We start from the raw sequence: 17411 nt of genomic DNA on the forward strand, positions 1-17411 counted from the left end.
CGTCTATGCTGAGATTCCCGGTACATAACCATAAAGGAAGAGGAAGACATGAATCTCGCAGATATCAGCAAGCTGGGCGTGGCCAATCCATTCAAACAACGCTACGACAATTACATTGGTGGAAAATTCGTTGCCCCAGTGAATGGCGAGTACTTCGGCAATGTCACGCCGATCACCGGGCAGGTATTTTGCGAGATTGCGCGCTCGAGCGCGGAAGATATCGAACTCGCGCTCGATGCCGCGCATGCCGCCAAGGAAGCGTGGGGTAAGACGTCGCAGGGCGAGCGCGCCAATATCCTGAATAAAATCGCCGACCGCATGGAGCAGAACCTCAGCCTGCTGGCCACCGCGGAGACGATCGACAACGGCAAGCCCATCCGCGAGACGACCGCGGCCGATATTCCGCTGGCGATTGACCATTTCCGCTACTTCGCCGGGTGCATTCGCGCGCAGGAAGGATCGGTCGCGGAGATCGATCACGAAACGTATGCCTATCACTTCCATGAGCCGCTTGGCGTGGTGGGGCAGATCATTCCGTGGAATTTTCCGATCCTGATGGCCGTGTGGAAGCTGGCGCCGGCCCTGGCTGCGGGTAACTGCGTTGTGCTCAAGCCGGCCGAGCAGACGCCGGCGTCGATCATGGTGCTCATCGAGCTGATTGGCGACCTGTTGCCGCCTGGTGTGCTCAATATCGTGAACGGTTACGGGCTGGAGGCGGGCAAGCCGCTGGCGTCGAGCAAGCGCATCGCCAAGATCGCCTTCACGGGCGAGACCGGTACCGGGCGACTGATCATGGGATACGCGGCGCAAAACCTGATTCCGGTCACCTTGGAACTGGGCGGCAAGTCGCCGAATATCTTCTTTGCCGATGTGATGGATGCGGACGACGCGTTTTTCGACAAATGCCTGGAAGGCTTTGCCATGTTCGCGCTGAACCAGGGCGAGGTGTGCACCTGCCCCTCGCGCGTGCTGATTCAGGAATCGATTTACGACAAATTCATTGCCCGCGCCTTGGAGCGGGTGGCGGCGATCAAGCAGGGCAATCCCCTCGATGCGTCGACCATGATCGGCGCGCAGGCATCGCAGGAACAGCTGGAAAAAATCCTCTCGTATCTCGACATCGGCAAGCAGGAGGGGGCGCAATTGCTCACCGGCGGCGAGCGCAATATGCAAGCGGGCGATATGGAAGGCGGGTATTACGTGCAGCCGACCGTGTTCAAGGGCGATAACAAGATGCGCATCTTCCAGGAAGAGATTTTTGGTCCGGTGGTGTCGGTGACGACCTTCACCGACGAAGCCGATGCCCTGCGCATTGCGAACGATACCTTGTATGGGCTCGGCGCCGGTCTGTGGACGCGTGACGGTTCGCGCGCCTTCCGGATCGGCCGCGCCATTGAGGCGGGGCGCGTATGGACCAATTGCTACCACCTGTATCCGGCGCATGCCGCGTTCGGCGGGTACAAACAATCGGGCATCGGGCGCGAAAATCACAAGATGATGCTCGATCACTACCAGAAGACCAAGAACCTGCTGGTCAGCTATAACCCGAACGCGATGGGTTTCTTTTAACCGCAGGGGAGTGTCGCATGGGTGACGCGCTTCCAAGGGTGGTCGCAACCGATGCCGCGGGCGCAATGATCGACGAGTTGCGCGCGCGGCATGGGCCGGTCATGTTCTTTCAGTCGGGCGGCTGCTGCGATGGCAGCGCCCCAATGTGCTATCCGGACGGCGAATTCAATATCAGCGATACCGATGTGTACCTGGGGAACCTGCATGGCGCCGCCTTCTATATGGGAAGGGAGCAATTCGCCTACTGGGAACATACGCAGCTGATCATCGACGTGGTCGCTGGCAATGGCGGCATGTTCTCTCTGGACAATGGGACGGGGCGCCGCTTCCTGACGCGCTCCCGGCTCTTCACTGACGATGAGTTCAACGCGCTGCCAGGCGTGAAGGAGGGGCCGCGCGACACATAAATACGTGTATTGGTGAGCGGGGCGTCGGCTGGAGGCGACGAAATGTGTGGCCTTTCAGAAAGTTCTTGCCAGCGTGGCGAGGGCTTTGCTATAGTTCGCCTCCCCGCTGAAAGGGTTAACGAAATCAAGTAGTTAGCAGGCAGTTGGGGCCGTCCCGAAAGAGACGCGGTAGTAAAGAAGGGGTTGACGAGAAACGCGAAACGCTGCATAATCTCACCTCTCTGCTGCAACGAACACAACGCTTCGTAGCAAACGGCAGAAGTAGTACAGAATAAGTTCTTTAACAATTAACAGTCGATAAGTGTGGGCGTTTGATGAAGGTGCCAACAGAGCGTAAGCGATGTTGAATACTTAAATTATCAAATGTTCACAAAAAAGAAATTAGGCGCTTCGCAAGAAGTGGCCTGTCAGTATTTTGAGTGAGCGATCTGTCCGCAAGGACATTAAACAGAGATTGAACTGAAGAGTTTGATCCTGGCTCAGATTGAACGCTGGCGGCATGCCTTACACATGCAAGTCGAACGGCAGCGCGGGGCAACCTGGCGGCGAGTGGCGAACGGGTGAGTAATATATCGGAACGTACCCTGGAGTGGGGGATAACGTAGCGAAAGTTACGCTAATACCGCATACGATCTAAGGATGAAAGTGGGGGATTCGCAAGAACCTCATGCTCCTGGAGCGGCCGATATCTGATTAGCTAGTTGGTGGGGTAAAGGCCTACCAAGGCATCGATCAGTAGCTGGTCTGAGAGGACGACCAGCCACACTGGAACTGAGACACGGTCCAGACTCCTACGGGAGGCAGCAGTGGGGAATTTTGGACAATGGGCGAAAGCCTGATCCAGCAATGCCGCGTGAGTGAAGAAGGCCTTCGGGTTGTAAAGCTCTTTTGTCAGGGAAGAAACGGTGAGGGCTAATATCCCTTGCTAATGACGGTACCTGAAGAATAAGCACCGGCTAACTACGTGCCAGCAGCCGCGGTAATACGTAGGGTGCAAGCGTTAATCGGAATTACTGGGCGTAAAGCGTGCGCAGGCGGTTTTGTAAGTCTGTCGTGAAATCCCCGGGCTCAACCTGGGAATTGCGATGGAGACTGCAAGGCTAGAATCTGGCAGAGGGGGGTAGAATTCCACGTGTAGCAGTGAAATGCGTAGAGATGTGGAGGAACACCGATGGCGAAGGCAGCCCCCTGGGTCAAGATTGACGCTCATGCACGAAAGCGTGGGGAGCAAACAGGATTAGATACCCTGGTAGTCCACGCCCTAAACGATGTCTACTAGTTGTCGGGTTTTAATTAACTTGGTAACGCAGCTAACGCGTGAAGTAGACCGCCTGGGGAGTACGGTCGCAAGATTAAAACTCAAAGGAATTGACGGGGACCCGCACAAGCGGTGGATGATGTGGATTAATTCGATGCAACGCGAAAAACCTTACCTACCCTTGACATGTACGGAAGCCACGAGAGATCGAGGTGTGCTCGAAAGAGAACCGTAACACAGGTGCTGCATGGCTGTCGTCAGCTCGTGTCGTGAGATGTTGGGTTAAGTCCCGCAACGAGCGCAACCCTTGTCATTAGTTGCTACGAAAGAGCACTCTAATGAGACTGCCGGTGACAAACCGGAGGAAGGTGGGGATGACGTCAAGTCCTCATGGCCCTTATGGGTAGGGCTTCACACGTCATACAATGGTACATACAGAGGGCCGCCAACCCGCGAGGGGGAGCTAATCCCAGAAAGTGTATCGTAGTCCGGATTGTAGTCTGCAACTCGACTACATGAAGTTGGAATCGCTAGTAATCGCGGATCAGCATGTCGCGGTGAATACGTTCCCGGGTCTTGTACACACCGCCCGTCACACCATGGGAGCGGGTTTTACCAGAAGTAGGTAGCTTAACCGCAAGGGGGGCGCTTACCACGGTAGGATTCGTGACTGGGGTGAAGTCGTAACAAGGTAGCCGTATCGGAAGGTGCGGCTGGATCACCTCCTTTCTAGAGTTGCACCAGGCTATAGAGCCGGTTCAACAAACGTCCACACTTATCGGCTGTTTAATTAAGAAGAAACAGTAGCAGTGTCCAAGTCGGGGCTGTAGCTCAGCTGGTTAGAGCACCGTGTTGATAACGCGGGGGTCGTTGGTTCGAGTCCAACCAGCCCTACCACGTATTCCTTGGGGGATTAGCTCAGCTGGGAGAGCACCTGCTTTGCAAGCAGGGGGTCGTCGGTTCGATCCCGTCATCCTCCACCACTCTACTTAACTCTTGAAAGTACAAACGTAAGTCAGCGCAATTGGCGCCTGGGTTTAGGTTTGATCTTTCAGAGATTAAAAGCTGTTTCGTTCTTTAACAATCTGGAAGAAGTAAAGTTTTAATCGAATCGCCGACAGGCGGTTCGATGGGTAGTGATTGTATGTATCAAAACAAAGCAACAACGCTGTACTTTCTTATCTCTGTAACGCTCTTTGATCTTCGGAACAGAGGCTAACGTTATAGGGACAAGCGAATAAGTGCACATGGTGGATGCCTTGGCGATTACAGGCGATGAAGGACGTAGTAGCTTGCGATAAGCTGCGGGGAGCTAGCAAACAAGCTTTGATCCGCAGATTTCCGAATGGGGAAACCCGGCCTTTTAGGTCATTGCATACTGAATACATAGGTATGCAAAGCGAACGCGGCGAACTGAAACATCTAAGTAGCTGCAGGAAAATAAATCAACCGAGATTCCCAAAGTAGTGGCGAGCGAAATGGGATGAGCCTGCACGTTTTAGCATGACGGATAGTAGAAACCACTGGAAATTGGTGCCATAGAGGGTGATAGCCCCTTATACGAAATTCGATGTGTGGAACTAAGCGTGCGACAAGTAGGGCGGGACACGAGAAATCCTGTCTGAATATGGGGGGACCATCCTCCAAGGCTAAATACTCGTAATCGACCGATAGTGAACCAGTACCGTGAGGGAAAGGCGAAAAGAACCCCGGAAGGGGAGTGAAATAGATCCTGAAACCGTGTGCATACAAACAGTAGGAGCGGACTTGTTCCGTGACTGCGTACCTTTTGTATAATGGGTCAGCGACTTACATTCAGTGGCAAGGTTAACCGTATAGGGAAGCCGTAGAGAAATCGAGTCCGAATAGGGCGACAGTCGCTGGGTGTAGACCCGAAACCAAGTGATCTACTCATGGCCAGGATGAAGGTGCGGTAACACGCCCTGGAGGTCCGAACCCACTAATGTTGAAAAATTAGGGGATGAGCTGTGGGTAGGGGTGAAAGGCTAAACAAACTTGGAAATAGCTGGTTCTCTCCGAAAACTATTTAGGTAGTGCCTCAAGTATCACCATCGGGGGTAGAGCACTGTTATGGCTAGGGGTTCATTGCGAATTACCAAACCATTGCAAACTCCGAATACCGATGAGTGCGAGCTTGGGAGACAGACGTCGGGTGCTAACGTCCGGCGTCAAGAGGGAAACAACCCAGACCGCCAGCTAAGGTCCCAAAGATTGGCTAAGTGGAAAACGAAGTGGGAAGGCTAAAACAGTCAGGATGTTGGCTTAGAAGCAGCCATCATTTAAAGAAAGCGTAATAGCTCACTGATCGAGTCGTCCTGCGCGGAAGATGTAACGGGGCTAAGCCAGTCACCGAAGCTGCGGATATATTTCTCGATACTTGTATCTTGATCTATATGGTAGGAGAGCGTTCTGTAAGCCTGCGAAGGTGTCTTGTAAAGGATGCTGGAGGTATCAGAAGTGCGAATGCTGACATGAGTAGCGATAATGGGAGTGAAAAGCTCCCACGCCGTAAGCCCAAGGTTTCCTGTTCAACGTTCATCGGAGCAGGGTGAGTCGGCCCCTAAGGCGAGGCAGAGATGCGTAGCTGATGGGAAGCAGGTTAATATTCCTGCACCGTCGTATGATGCGATGGGGGGACGGATCGCGGAAGGTTGTCCAACGGTTGGAAGTGTTGGTTTTTGACTCATAGAAGGTGCTTAGGCAAATCCGGGCACGTAATTCAAGGGGTCGAGACGAGGAACTTAGGTTCTGAAGCAATCGGAAGTGGTTCCAAGAAAAGCCTCTAAGCTTCAGTCATACGAGACCGTACCGCAAACCGACACAGGTGGGCGAGATGAGTATTCTAAGGCGCTTGAGAGAACTCGGGAGAAGGAACTCGGCAAATTGGTACCGTAACTTCGGGAAAAGGTACGCCCCGGTAGCTTGACTGGTTTACTCCAGAAGGGTGAAAGGGTTGCAATAAACTGGTGGCTGCGACTGTTTAATAAAAACACAGCACTCTGCAAACACGAAAGTGGACGTATAGGGTGTGACGCCTGCCCGGTGCTGGAAGATTAAATGATGGGGTGCAAGCTCTTGATTGAAGTCCCAGTAAACGGCGGCCGTAACTATAACGGTCCTAAGGTAGCGAAATTCCTTGTCGGGTAAGTTCCGACCTGCACGAATGGCGTAACGATGGCCACACTGTCTCCTCCCGAGACTCAGCGAAGTTGAAATGTTTGTGATGATGCAATCTACCCGCGGCTAGACGGAAAGACCCCATGAACCTTTACTGTAGCTTTGCATTGGACTTTGAACCAATCTGTGTAGGATAGGTGGGAGGCTTTGAAGCGGGGACGCCAGTCTTCGTGGAGCCATCCTTGAAATACCACCCTGGTTTGTTTGAGGTTCTAACCTTGGTCCGTTATCCGGATCGGGGACAGTGCATGGTAGGCAGTTTGACTGGGGCGGTCTCCTCCTAAAGTGTAACGGAGGAGTTCGAAGGTACGCTAGATACGGTCGGACATCGTGTTGATAGTGCAATGGCATAAGCGTGCTTAACTGCGAGACTGACAAGTCGAGCAGGTACGAAAGTAGGACATAGTGATCCGGTGGTTCTGTATGGAAGGGCCATCGCTCAACGGATAAAAGGTACTCTGGGGATAACAGGCTGATTCCTCCCAAGAGTTCATATCGACGGGGGAGTTTGGCACCTCGATGTCGGCTCATCACATCCTGGGGCTGTAGCCGGTCCCAAGGGTATGGCTGTTCGCCATTTAAAGTGGTACGTGAGCTGGGTTTAAAACGTCGTGAGACAGTTTGGTCCCTATCTGCCGTGGGCGTTGGAAATTTGAAGGGGGCTGCTCCTAGTACGAGAGGACCGGAGTGGACAGACCTCTGGTGTACCGGTTGTCACGCCAGTGGCATTGCCGGGTAGCTAAGTCTGGAAGAGATAACCGCTGAAAGCATCTAAGCGGGAAACTTGCCTTGAGATGAGATTTCCCAGAGCCTTGAGCTCTTTAAAGGGTCGTTCGAGACCAGGACGTTGATAGGTCAGGTGTGGAAGTGCAGTAATGCATTAAGCTAACTGATACTAATTGCCCGTACGGCTTGTCCCTATAACCTTAGCAGGTGCAGAGATAAGAAATGCGCGTTGTGTTTTGTGCGATATGCACAGTCACTACCCAAAGTAATACAATAAAACGATACTTCTTCCAGATTCAAGCTAGTGCTGCCCGATCGGGAGCACCAAGCTGACCAAGTTATGCCTGATGACCATAGTAAATCGGTACCACCCCTTCCCATCCCGAACAGGACCGTGAAACGATTTTACGCCGATGATAGTGCTGCAACCAGTGTGAAAGTAGGTCATCGTCAGGCTAGTTATAAGAGAGAAACCCCGTTGGCCTTTGTGCCGATGGGGTTTTTTTTCGTCCGCAGATCTGTGAATATTGCCCCTGCAGGAGTGGAAAAGTAGCGGTTCGCTTGAGTAGCGCAGGAATGGCGATCCGGGACAGTGCCCGGATCGCGAAGTGCAGGAAATCGTCTAAACGTGCTCAGCCAGCACGTCCGATTTGAGCGTCTCAGCCAGTTCGACGATCTTGTTAAAGAGGTCGACAAACATGCCAATCGTCAGGCAGGGATTGAGGATAGTCAGCTTCAACGCCACCTTGCCGGCCACGGTGGTTTCGCCCAGCACCGCGATACCGCGCTTGAGCAAGGCCACGCGCAGCTGACGATTAAATGCGTCGATACCCAGCGTCTCGGGCAGGTCGGCATAACGGAACAATACAGTCGACAGCGCAGGTAGCGCCAGTAGTTCGAAGCGCTCGTCTTCGCGGAGATGAAGAGCGATCGCTGTGCCCTGTTGCAGCAAATGATCCACCATCGCTCCCAGCGTGTCGGTTCCGACTGCGCGCAGCATCATGAATACTTTCAAGGCGTCGAAACGTCGTGTCGTCGAGATCGTTTTGTCCACCAGGTTGGGCAAATCATCCGACTCGCGGTTCAAATAGTCCGCGTGATGCAGCAGATATTTGAAATCGGACGTGTCGCGCATCAGCAATGCGCCACAACTGACTGGCTGAAACCACATCTTGTGAAAGTCGACAATCAAGGAATCGGCCAGCTCGATCCCTGCCAGCCGCTGCTTCGCCTGGCTGAGAATCATCGCCCCACCATACGCCGCATCCACATGAAACCAGATATTCGACGCTCTGGCGATGCGGCTGATGTCGCGCAGGCCGTCCACGGCGCCATGATCGGTGGTGCCAGCCGTGCCCACGATCACAAAAGGCAGCAAGCCGTCAACCTGTAGCTGACGCAAGGTCGATTCAAGTGCCTCGATGATCATGGTCCCGTCGGGATTGGTCGGAATGCGCACGACCGCCTGCTGGCCAAGCCCCATGACCGAGGCGGCCTTTTCGAGCGTGAAATGGCTTTTGGCCGAGCCGATAATCCTGAGCCTGGAAGCGTAGGGCGGCAATCCGTCGCGCTGTACATTATGGCCGGAACGTTGTTGGGCGAACCAATCGCGTGCGATGAGCAACGCCATGATATTGCCCTGGGTTCCACCGCTGGTAAAGACGCCATCGCCTTCACTTGGGTAGGAGAACAATCTGCATAAGTGGGCAATGACATGTTGTTCAACAAAGGTCGCTGAACCCGACTGGTCCCACGAATCCATCGACTGATTCTGCGCCGCGATAAAATTTTCCGCGGCGATCCCGCACAACATGGGCGGGGTATGCAGATGGGCGATGCAGTGAGGGTGTTGCACGACGATCGCATGGCGCGCAATGTCCCTGGCCACTTGCCTGATCACCGTGTCGAGCGGTTCCGCATCCTCGTTTGCCAGCGACATTCCGAAGATATTCTCCCGCAGCAGCATGGGATCCATGCCCGAATACGGCCTCGCGGCCGATTCGAACACCGTTGCAAGTTCCTGCGCGCAGTTGGCCATGACGTTGCGATAATCCTCGCTGCCGCCAGGACCCGTGTGGATGAAATGCTCTGTCCAGTTACTCATTGCCCACCTTGGTGCACGCCGCCAGGGCACGTCCGAATGCTTGCCCGGCAAAGTCGATTTGCTCGGCCGTGATATTCAGCGGCGGCAGAAAACGCAGTACCGCGCCGTGGCGGCCACCCTTTTCGATAATCAGCCCATTTTTTAAGGCTGCGCGCTGGATCTGGCTGGCCAATTCGGGATTGGCCAATGGATGACCGAGTACATCGTGCTGGCCGGGGCAGACAATCTCGATACCCAACATCAAACCCTTGCCGCGAATTTCAGCGATACAGGGGTGGACATCTTGTAAGGCACGCAGTTGCGCGCTCAGGCGTTCCCCCATCCGGTTGGCGTTGGCGGCAAGTTCATCGCGCCCGATGATTTGCAAAGTCTTGGCGCCAGCGACCATGGCCAGTTGATTTCCCCGGAACGTGCCGGCATGCTCGCCGGGATTCCATGTATCGAATTCTTTTTTAAACACCAGGCAGGACAGAGGCAAGCCGCCGCCCACCGCCTTCGACATGATCAGGATGTCCGGATCGATACCCGCGTATTCGAAGGCAAAATTGCGTCCGGAGCGGCCGATGCCGCATTGGATTTCGTCGAATATCAGGAGAATTCCCAATTCGCTGGTGATGCGGCGCAATTCGCGCAGCCAATACGCGGAGGCGGCGATCACCCCGCCTTCACCCTGGATAGGTTCCAGAATGATGGCCGCCGGCCGCACGATGCCGCTCTCCTGGTCATGTAAGACGGACTCGATGTAGCGTATCGATGCGCGCTCGCCAGCTTCGCCGCCCAGGCCGAATTTGCAACGCAAATCGTAGGGATAGGGGAAGAAGTGGACATCAGGCATCAGCCCGCTACGGCGCGTTTTCGCATTCAGATTTCCCATCAATGCCAGCGAGCCGTTGGTCATGCCATGGTAGGCGCCGTGAAAGGAAATGATATTACTGCGCCCGGTCACTTGCTTGGCCAGTTTGAGGGCGGCCTCGACGGCGTCGGAGCCGGACGGGCCGCAGAACTGGATGCACGCATTGGCTGCGAACGACTGCGGCAGGAAGGCCATCACTTCCCGGATAAACGCATCCTTGACTGGTGTGGTGACATCGAGCGTCTGGAATGGCAAGTCGGCCCGGATATGGTCGATGATTTCTTTCACCACTTCGGGGTGATTATGGCCAAGCGGCAGTGCCCCGGCGCCCGACAGGCAATCGAGATAAGATTGGCCGTTGGTGTCTTCGACCAATGCGCCCTGGGCACGTTTGATCGCAATCGGAAAACGCCGCGGATAGGAGCGCACCTCGGATTCGAGATTCTCCTGATTGGTCAACGCCGGATTGGTCGGGAACTGATAGTTGCCCGCATCGCTCAAGGTGATGCGGTCCGGCTTGGCGTGTGTCAGAAATTCGTCTGTAGCTCTGTTCATTTTGCTGTTCCAATAATGGGAAATGGATGTCGACAGTCGGGTTATGCGTTTCTGGCGCTGTCGCGCCACTGGTCGGCGATGCCGAAGTTCTGGAACACTGTCCTGGTGCGGGCCGGATAACGTTCCTTGCCGAGTAATTTGTTGATGATCACCGCGCTGCGGTAGGCACCCAGGCCCAGGTCCGGGGCGGCAATACCGTGGCTGTGCATTTCGCCGTTTTGAACGAAGATCATGCCGGGGATGTCCGCGGAGGTCTTCAACATGTAATCGCGGGTGATGCAGGGACGGTTCTCCGCATCGAATTCGATGGAGGGACGAAGATCGCTCAGGCACGCCGGGAAGACATACTGATAGCCTGTTCCCAGCACCAGCGCCTCGGTCTTGACGTCGAAGGTCTGCTGCAATTCCAGGTGCTGGAACTGGAGCTGGAAACCGTCATCGACCCGCACGATCTTCTCCAGCTGGCTGCAAGCCTGCAAGACGAAGCGGTTGGGTTGGTCGATGGAGCGCGCATACAGGCAATCGTAGATTTCCTTGATGGTGCTGAAGGAAATCCCCTTGTACCAATTGCCCTGCTTTGCCAGGATGGATTTGCGCTGCGTGTCCGGCAGTCCATAGAAATGTTCGACGTAATCGGGGGAAAAGTGTTCCAGGCCGAGCTTGGAATACTCCATCGGAAAGAAGCCATTGCTGCGTGTCAGCCAATTGATTTCATAGCCAAACTGCGGCTGATCGCGCAGCAGATCGAGGAACACTTCCGCCGCGCTTTGCCCTCCGCCGATCACCGTGATGTGCTTCTTGCGCTGCAGTTCAGGCTTGACGAACATGTATTGCGACGAGTGGGCGCAGTCGGCGCTGTTTTTGAAATCGCTGGCGGCGCGCGGCCAGTTCGGCACGGTGCCGACACCGAGCACGATATTGCGCGCCAAATAACTGGCTTGGGTGCCGGTGTGGCCGTTCTTGACAACGATGCGAAACAGCGAATCGACCACCTCGATCCCCACCACCTGGTGCGAAAACGCCAGGTTGCTGAGCTTCTCGCTGACCCATTGGCAATAACGGTTGTATTCGACCCTCGGAATCTGGAAATTCTCGTAGAAATAGAACTGCAGCAGGCGGCCCTGTGCGTGCAGGTAGTTCAGGTAGCTGTAAGGGCTGGTCGGATCGGCCATGGTCACCAGGTCGGCCATGAAGGGTACCTGCAGATGGCAATCCTCCAGCAGCAATCCCTCGTGCCAGTTGAAGCGTTCCTTGGCCTCGAAGAATTTGACTTTCAGCGTATCGACCGGCTCCAGCAGCGATGCCAGCCCAAGGTTGAATGGGCCGACGCCGACGCCGATCAGATCATAAATCGTGTTTTCTGCAGAAATGCTCATACTGGGACTTTAAGTTTGTAATATCGCGCTCGATATCGGGTTGGATGGAACAGGTTAGTTGTTGTCGTTTGCCCAGCGTGTAACGTAGTCCGGGGTTGGTACCCCGTCATTGCCGGTGCCGATCGGAGAGCCGTGCATCGTCACCAGCGGCAGGACGCCGGCCCATACCGGTAAATCGAGATCTTCGTCCTTGTCGGATGGTCCGTTGTTGCTGACTTTGGCCGCGGCTTCGTCGAGCGAAATCCTCAGCACATTGGTGGCGGCCAGTTCCTTGGCGTTGCCGGTCCGTGCTTCGTGCTGGCGTCCGGGCGCAAGCTTGTCCATGAAGACATCCATGGCTTCCATCTTTTTCGCGTTTCCCCTGATCTGCTCAAAAACGCCATAGATCACGGCGGACCGATAGTTCATGCTGTGGCTGAAGGCCGATTTCGCGAGCACCAGCCCGTCGATATGGGTCACCGCAACCGATGCCTGCACGCCGCCCAGCAGCGCCTTGATCATGCGGCTGCCATTCGATCCGTGGATATACAGGTGGTTGTCGATGCGCCAGCATGCGGTGGGAATGCAATGGCTGCTTTCGCCGTCATGGAAGGCGATATGACAGACATACGCTTCATCCAGAATGGCATGCAGGGTTGCCTGTTCGTAGTCCGCCAGTTCCGCGATGCGACGAACGCGCGTGCGTGGCGAGGGAGGGGCGGAGGATCGCTGGCCCATTATTTTTCCGTTTCTAAAGAGAGAAATCCGCCGGCAAAACCGATGGAGAGAGGGGGCGCCGTCCAGCCGGGCCGCAAGCGAGCCTGGCTGGAGACCTTGGTGAACAGAGCTTAGATTTTCATCAGTGCGTAGGAAACGTAGACCAATTGACCGTGATTGAGTTCGTCCCAGATTGTCGTGCCGACGCATGCCCATTCGTTGAGCCACCAGCCGGCGCGCGCTTCGCTTAAATCCATGTCCTTGATCAGCGCCACTTTGCGGGCATTGTCCGCAGCCAGGCTGGCCAGGACATTGGCCGTAATATCCCGGCATCTCGCCAGTTCGACCGGCAGCTTGCGCAGCTTGGCTTCAATCTCGCGGCTCTTTTCCGGCGTGACCAGGTCGGCGTAGCAAAAATACCCTCCCGGTTTCAGGATGCGCAAGGTTTCGGAATAGAAGCTGTCAAGGTTCGGATAGCAATGCGACGATTCGATATTGACCACGACATCCTTCGACGCCGTATCGAAAGGCAGTTGCTCCGCATCGCCCTGGACGAAGGACAAGCCATCGATGGCAAAGCTGTTCCTGGCGATGTCCACGCTCTGGCCCAGATACTCCAGCCCCACCACGCTCCTGGCGCCGCAGTATTTTTTCATGTAGTAGGACCCGCCGCCCCGTCCTGAGCCAACCTCGACGATGTCCTTGCCGGGCAAGGACGTGGCTGACGTGACGAAGTGGTAGAGCTGCGCCGAAATCTGGAAATCGCGGTCCTGCGCTTCAAGCAGGGGCATCGGCGGCGCGCCCTCCGGATAACCATACCCATAGTTCAAAAATGGCTGGTAACGATTGCCCAGTTCATTATTGACCTCGGTATACATATCGGTCACCGTGCTGTGCATCTCCTGCGCCTGATGTTTGCTGAGTTCTGAGTCCATTTTTTATCTGATCTGAAAGAGAAAATCTGTGTTTTGCCAGAATAAGGAGCAATGACTGGCGCCTGGATCGCCGTGCCGCCGGCCCTCGTCAGCCGGCTGGTTTCAGCATCTGGTGATAGGTGATGTACACCTGCTCCTGCTCATATCCGAGCGACTCATAGAGATGCTGCGCGATCTTGTTGCTGGTGGCGGTATCGAGAGTCAGTCGCTGTGCGCCTTCCGCCGCGAATTGCTCGGTCACCGCCTGCATCAGGAACCTGGCATACCCTTTTTGCCGGCAGGATCGATCGACGTACAAGTCGGAGAGGTAGTAATAGGGTTTCATCGAAATCGAGCAATAGCTCGGGTACAGCTGCGAAAAGCCGACCGCCTTGCCTGCCGGGTCGAGCAGCAGCAACAGGCGCGAGCGTTTCTTTTCGACGTTGTCGCGGATGAAGGCGTAGCAGGCCGGCAGGTCGCTTTCCTGTTCGTAGAAAATGCGGTAGTCGTTAAAAAGTTCTGCCGCGCTCTGCAGGTGCTGTTCAGCGCATTCGATAATGTTCATGGTAGATGGCGTCGACATTAATTGACCTGCCCGATTTCGATCTGCACGCCATTCAGGTCGCGGAAAAAGAAAGCTTGATAGCCGCCCAGTTCAGTGGCGACATACGGTTGCTCGGTCGTCGTTTCCAGACCCAGTTGGGTCACCTTCTGGAACACGTCGTCGATGTCGTCCACCATGAATGCCAGGTGAATGCCGCACACGTCGTTGTGATTGGCCACCAGGTGCCTGCCTTTCGATCCGATGTGTTCGATCAGCTCGAAATTGCGGTTGCCGATGCGCGCCATGCACGACTTGTAGTCCGGGTTCTTGACCCGGATCACCGCGCCGACCCCATCGCCGGAAATGCGGACGGTTTCTTCGAAAATCTCGACGCTGGTGAGCTTGCGATAAAAGTCGAGCGTGTCTTCGATACTCAGTACCGTGAGGCCGACATGGTTAAGACCGGGGAGAAGTTGATTAGTCATTTTCAGTGAGGGTGTTGACGAGGAATTCGATGGTGGGATTGTCCAGAAAATCGATGAAATCGATCCGGACGCCGTAGTGCGTTTCAATAGAGCTGAGCAGGCGGACTATATTGATCGAGGTGCCTCCCAATGCGCGAAAATTGGAGGAGGGCAGCAGGCTGCCGAGGTCGAGCATCAGCTCTTGCGCCCACAATGCGGCGATGGGGGCGTAGCGCGCGTCGTGGCTGACGCCGCCGGCGGCCGGGACGGGTACAAAATCGGGCAGGGCCGCATAATCGACCTTGCCGCTGATCTTGTAGGGAAAGCGCGGCCAGCCGACGATGTGCTGCGGAACTTTGTAGTCGCTCAGGATGGTCGCCAGACGCGTGCGCAGAGCCTCGCCATCGATGGCGGTGTCGGCGACGATGTAGGCGACCAGCGTTCCCTGCGCGCCGGCTTTGACCGCCACCTCGGCATGGCCGAGGCGTTTGAGCGCCGCCTCGATCTCTTCGAGTTCGATTCGATAGCCGCGCACCTTGACCTGGCGGTCGATCCGGCCGAGGAAGTGCAGCTCGCCTTGCCCGTCGCGCTCGACCAGGTCGCCGGTCTTGTAGAGGCGGCCGGCATCGACCGCGGCGACATGCAGGAACGATTGCGCGCCGGCACCAGCATCGCCGATGTAGCCTTGCGAAACCGCGACCCCTGCCACGTACAGTTCGCCCCTGCCGGCAGGTGCGCCGTTCTCGTCGAGCACATGCAGGCGCACGCCGGGAATCGCCTGGCCGATATTCGATTGCGGGCAAGCGCCGTCCATGCGTTTGTAGCTGACCAGGACGGTGCATTCGGTCGGCCCGTACAGATTGTAGAGCCGGCGTCCCACACACCAGGCGCGCACCGCTTGCGGGCTGCATGCCTCGCCACCGGTGAGCAAGGTGGTAATGCCGGGGAAGCGTTGCGCGGACAGGCTGGCCAACAGGGCCGGCGACAGGAATGCATGGGTAACCTCCCGGCGCGCGCAGAACTGCGCCAGTTCAGCTTCGGATAAACGCTGTTTCTGGCTGGGGATGCACAAGGTCGCGCCGGACAACAGGGTGGGGAAGATATCGAGTACCGACGCATCGAAATTGATTGTCGAATACTGCAATGCGCGTACGCCTGGCGCCAGCGCAAATTCCGCGATCGCCCAGTCGACCAGATTGAGCAAACTCGCGTGACTGATCGGCACTCCCTTGGGGCGTCCGGTGGAGCCGGAGGTGAAAATCGTGTAGCACACGTCAGCGCCACTGGCGTTGGCGCCATCCATGCGGCCGGCTGCGATCCCTGCGGCATGCGGGGCGGCGGGAGCCATCACGGCCGCGCCGCCGACACCCGCAAGCGCCGTGCCCTGGGCGACAATCAGCCGGCAGCGGCAGCTGAGCACGATATGCTCTTGCACATCGCGCTGCAATTGCGGATCGATCGGGACATAGCTGGCGCCGGTGCCCAGGATGCCGAGTATCGACACGTACAGATCGGCGCATTTGTCGATGCAGATGCCGACGACGTCCGTCGGTCCGGCGCTGCGGCCCAACTGTGCGAGGAACCACGCATCGATGGCCGCTGCCATCTGGCACGCCCGTTCGTGCAAGGCCGCATAGCTCAGCACCTCCATATCGGACAGCAAGGCTGTCGTGTCGGGGTGGGCTTGCACGATGGCGCCAAAGCGCGTAACGATGGTGTTCATCTATTGCCCCATCCCGTTATCGAGCTTTTCGAGGATGCACGCGCCCCATTGGAAGGGGCCGGTGCTGAACAACAAGAGCCGCGCGCCGGCGCCTACCTCGCCCTTGGCGGCCAGGTGGTGCAAGTTGATCAGGTTGTCGGAGCTGAAACAGTGTGCGTGCGTCGCGATGGTGCCGGTGTAGGCAATCGCGTAGCTCAGGCTGGCAAGTTGGCAGTAGAGCTGACTGGCAGCGTAGGAATAATTATTCGTGATGAAAACATCGATATCCTTCGCTTTCAGTTCGGCCGATGCATAGGTCGCCTTGATCAGTTGCGAAATGCAGCGCATTTCACTGTCCAGCGATGGCGCGAGAATTTGCCGGCCATCGTAACGATTGATGACCTTGCCAAGCAAGCGATAGTCCATGCCGTCCGGCTCGCTGCTGAGAATGCAGGCTGCCGCCGCGTCGCCGGTTACATAAGGAAAATCGGTGCCCGCGCCATACAGCCGCTGCAACTTGCCGCCCGCCTTGTCGAAACTGACTATCAAAATGCGCGTGCACTCGCCCGCCGCAATCAGGCTCGCGGCCAGCCGCGCCGCCCAATGAAAGCCGCCGCACCCTGCCATCCCCACCTGGTAATGCACCGTGTGGGAAAGGCCCAGGCGCGCATTCAATTCGCCCAGCCAGCCTGGTTCCAGGTTGTCCTGGGCGTCGAGCATGTTCGAGACCAGGAACACGGCATCGATGTCCTGCGCCTGCAAACGGGCGCTGGCAAGGGACCGTTGAATGGCCGTATCGACCAGCTCGAAGATGCTTGAGCCGCATTGCGGGAAAAAATTGGCGCCGTGCTCGGCGTGCCGCAGCTGTGCGCACAGCGCGCTGTCCGCTATCTCGCTGTCGAGCGTGACGAAGCTGCCCGCGGCGTACTCGGGAGCGCCTAGATAAACTGGTCGAATCATGGATCAACGATCTTGTGTTGGCTATCCGCAAGAGCGCCCCGCTGGAGGCGCATCTCGACAACATAGCCTGGGTTGAGCGTGCGAG

The 17411-nt window shown here is 56.3% G+C and carries 11 protein-coding genes, 2 tRNA genes and 3 rRNA genes; 7 read left to right on the forward strand and 9 right to left on the reverse strand.

The features are described from left to right. Positions 1 to 48 precede the first annotated feature (48 nt). From adh to rrf, 7 genes are all read left to right on the forward strand, one after another. Positions 49 to 1569, forward strand: coding sequence for an aldehyde dehydrogenase (adh, locus tag IV454_RS12550; protein WP_206091717.1), 1521 nt, complete (start codon positions 49 to 51; stop codon positions 1567 to 1569). Between the two features lie 17 nt (positions 1570 to 1586). Then, positions 1587 to 1976 (forward strand): DUF779 domain-containing protein, encoded by a 390-nt coding sequence (locus IV454_RS12555; protein WP_206091718.1) that lies wholly within the window; start codon positions 1587 to 1589, stop codon positions 1974 to 1976. Positions 1977 to 2432: 456 nt separating this feature from the next. Continuing rightward, positions 2433 to 3963 (forward strand): 16S ribosomal RNA (locus IV454_RS12560). A gap of 91 nt (positions 3964 to 4054) precedes the next feature. Continuing rightward, a tRNA-Ile gene (locus IV454_RS12565) sits at positions 4055 to 4131 on the forward strand. Between the two features lie 10 nt (positions 4132 to 4141). Beyond that, positions 4142 to 4217, forward strand: a tRNA-Ala gene (locus IV454_RS12570). A gap of 244 nt (positions 4218 to 4461) precedes the next feature. After that, positions 4462 to 7352, forward strand: a 23S ribosomal RNA gene (locus IV454_RS12575). Positions 7353 to 7501: 149 nt separating this feature from the next. Continuing rightward, positions 7502 to 7614, forward strand: a 5S ribosomal RNA gene (rrf, locus tag IV454_RS12580). The 16S, 23S and 5S rRNA genes sit together here with 2 tRNA genes alongside, the layout of an rRNA operon. 166 nt (positions 7615 to 7780) lie before the next feature. Here the strand turns inward: rrf and IV454_RS12585 are convergent. The 9 genes from IV454_RS12585 to IV454_RS12625 all read right to left on the reverse strand — a co-directional run bounded on the left by IV454_RS12585 (position 7781) and on the right by IV454_RS12625 (position 17326). Next, on the reverse strand, positions 7781 to 9262 hold the full coding sequence (locus tag IV454_RS12585; protein ID WP_229522208.1) for a pyridoxal phosphate-dependent decarboxylase family protein: 1482 nt from the start codon (positions 9260 to 9262) through the stop codon (positions 7781 to 7783). After that, positions 9255 to 10670 carry a diaminobutyrate--2-oxoglutarate transaminase family protein gene (locus IV454_RS12590; protein ID WP_206091719.1) on the reverse strand — a complete coding sequence of 472 codons (1416 nt, stop codon included), beginning with the start codon at positions 10668 to 10670 and terminating at the stop codon, positions 9255 to 9257. The genes IV454_RS12585 and IV454_RS12590 overlap by 8 nt, the downstream gene beginning before the upstream one ends. Before the next feature lie 41 nt (positions 10671 to 10711). Beyond that, the gene (locus IV454_RS12595) at positions 10712 to 12046 is read right to left on the reverse strand and encodes a lysine N(6)-hydroxylase/L-ornithine N(5)-oxygenase family protein (protein ID WP_206091720.1); all 1335 of its coding nucleotides are present in this window, start codon (positions 12044 to 12046) and stop codon (positions 10712 to 10714) included. A gap of 54 nt (positions 12047 to 12100) precedes the next feature. Next, entirely contained in the window at positions 12101 to 12763 is a 663-nt protein-coding gene (locus IV454_RS12600) for a pyridoxamine 5'-phosphate oxidase family protein (RefSeq protein WP_206091721.1), read from the reverse strand. A gap of 110 nt (positions 12764 to 12873) precedes the next feature. Further along, positions 12874 to 13677: a class I SAM-dependent methyltransferase gene (locus tag IV454_RS12605; protein WP_206091722.1), complete on the reverse strand. Its 804-nt coding sequence runs from the start codon at positions 13675 to 13677 to the stop codon at positions 12874 to 12876. 88 nt (positions 13678 to 13765) lie between these two features. Continuing rightward, positions 13766 to 14221 (reverse strand): GNAT family N-acetyltransferase, encoded by a 456-nt coding sequence (locus tag IV454_RS12610; protein ID WP_206091723.1) that lies wholly within the window; start codon positions 14219 to 14221, stop codon positions 13766 to 13768. Between the two features lie 17 nt (positions 14222 to 14238). After that, entirely contained in the window at positions 14239 to 14685 is a 447-nt protein-coding gene (locus IV454_RS12615; protein WP_206091724.1) for a VOC family protein, read from the reverse strand. Beyond that, positions 14678 to 16387, reverse strand: coding sequence for a non-ribosomal peptide synthetase (locus IV454_RS12620; RefSeq protein ID WP_206091725.1), 1710 nt, complete (start codon positions 16385 to 16387; stop codon positions 14678 to 14680). Before IV454_RS12620 ends, IV454_RS12615 begins: the two co-directional genes overlap by 8 nt. Next, positions 16388 to 17326 carry a 3-oxoacyl-[acyl-carrier-protein] synthase III C-terminal domain-containing protein gene (locus IV454_RS12625; RefSeq protein WP_206091726.1) on the reverse strand — a complete coding sequence of 313 codons (939 nt, stop codon included), beginning with the start codon at positions 17324 to 17326 and terminating at the stop codon, positions 16388 to 16390. Positions 17327 to 17411 lie beyond the last annotated feature (85 nt).

Source organism: Massilia antarctica, from assembly GCF_015689335.1.
GTDB lineage: Bacteria > Pseudomonadota > Gammaproteobacteria > Burkholderiales > Burkholderiaceae_D > Telluria_A > Telluria_A antarctica.

What these genes read in the sequence shown, in the direction of transcription:
- IV454_RS12620 (WP_206091725.1), bottom strand. Translation starts at nt 16,387, where the DNA reads ATGAACACCATCGTTACGCGCTTTGGCGCCATCGTGCAAGCCCACCCC.
- IV454_RS12600 (WP_206091721.1), bottom strand. Translation starts at nt 12,763, where the DNA reads ATGGGCCAGCGATCCTCCGCCCCTCCCTCGCCACGCACGCGCGTTCGT.
- IV454_RS12605 (WP_206091722.1), bottom strand. Translation starts at nt 13,677, where the DNA reads ATGGACTCAGAACTCAGCAAACATCAGGCGCAGGAGATGCACAGCACG.
- IV454_RS12595 (WP_206091720.1), bottom strand. Translation starts at nt 12,046, where the DNA reads ATGAGCATTTCTGCAGAAAACACGATTTATGATCTGATCGGCGTCGGC.
- IV454_RS12555 (WP_206091718.1), top strand. Translation starts at nt 1,587, where the DNA reads ATGGGTGACGCGCTTCCAAGGGTGGTCGCAACCGATGCCGCGGGCGCA.
- IV454_RS12590 (WP_206091719.1), bottom strand. Translation starts at nt 10,670, where the DNA reads ATGAACAGAGCTACAGACGAATTTCTGACACACGCCAAGCCGGACCGC.
- IV454_RS12615 (WP_206091724.1), bottom strand. Translation starts at nt 14,685, where the DNA reads ATGACTAATCAACTTCTCCCCGGTCTTAACCATGTCGGCCTCACGGTA.
- IV454_RS12585 (WP_229522208.1), bottom strand. Translation starts at nt 9,262, where the DNA reads ATGAGTAACTGGACAGAGCATTTCATCCACACGGGTCCTGGCGGCAGC.
- IV454_RS12625 (WP_206091726.1), bottom strand. Translation starts at nt 17,326, where the DNA reads ATGATTCGACCAGTTTATCTAGGCGCTCCCGAGTACGCCGCGGGCAGC.
- IV454_RS12610 (WP_206091723.1), bottom strand. Translation starts at nt 14,221, where the DNA reads ATGAACATTATCGAATGCGCTGAACAGCACCTGCAGAGCGCGGCAGAA.
- adh (WP_206091717.1), top strand. Translation starts at nt 49, where the DNA reads ATGAATCTCGCAGATATCAGCAAGCTGGGCGTGGCCAATCCATTCAAA.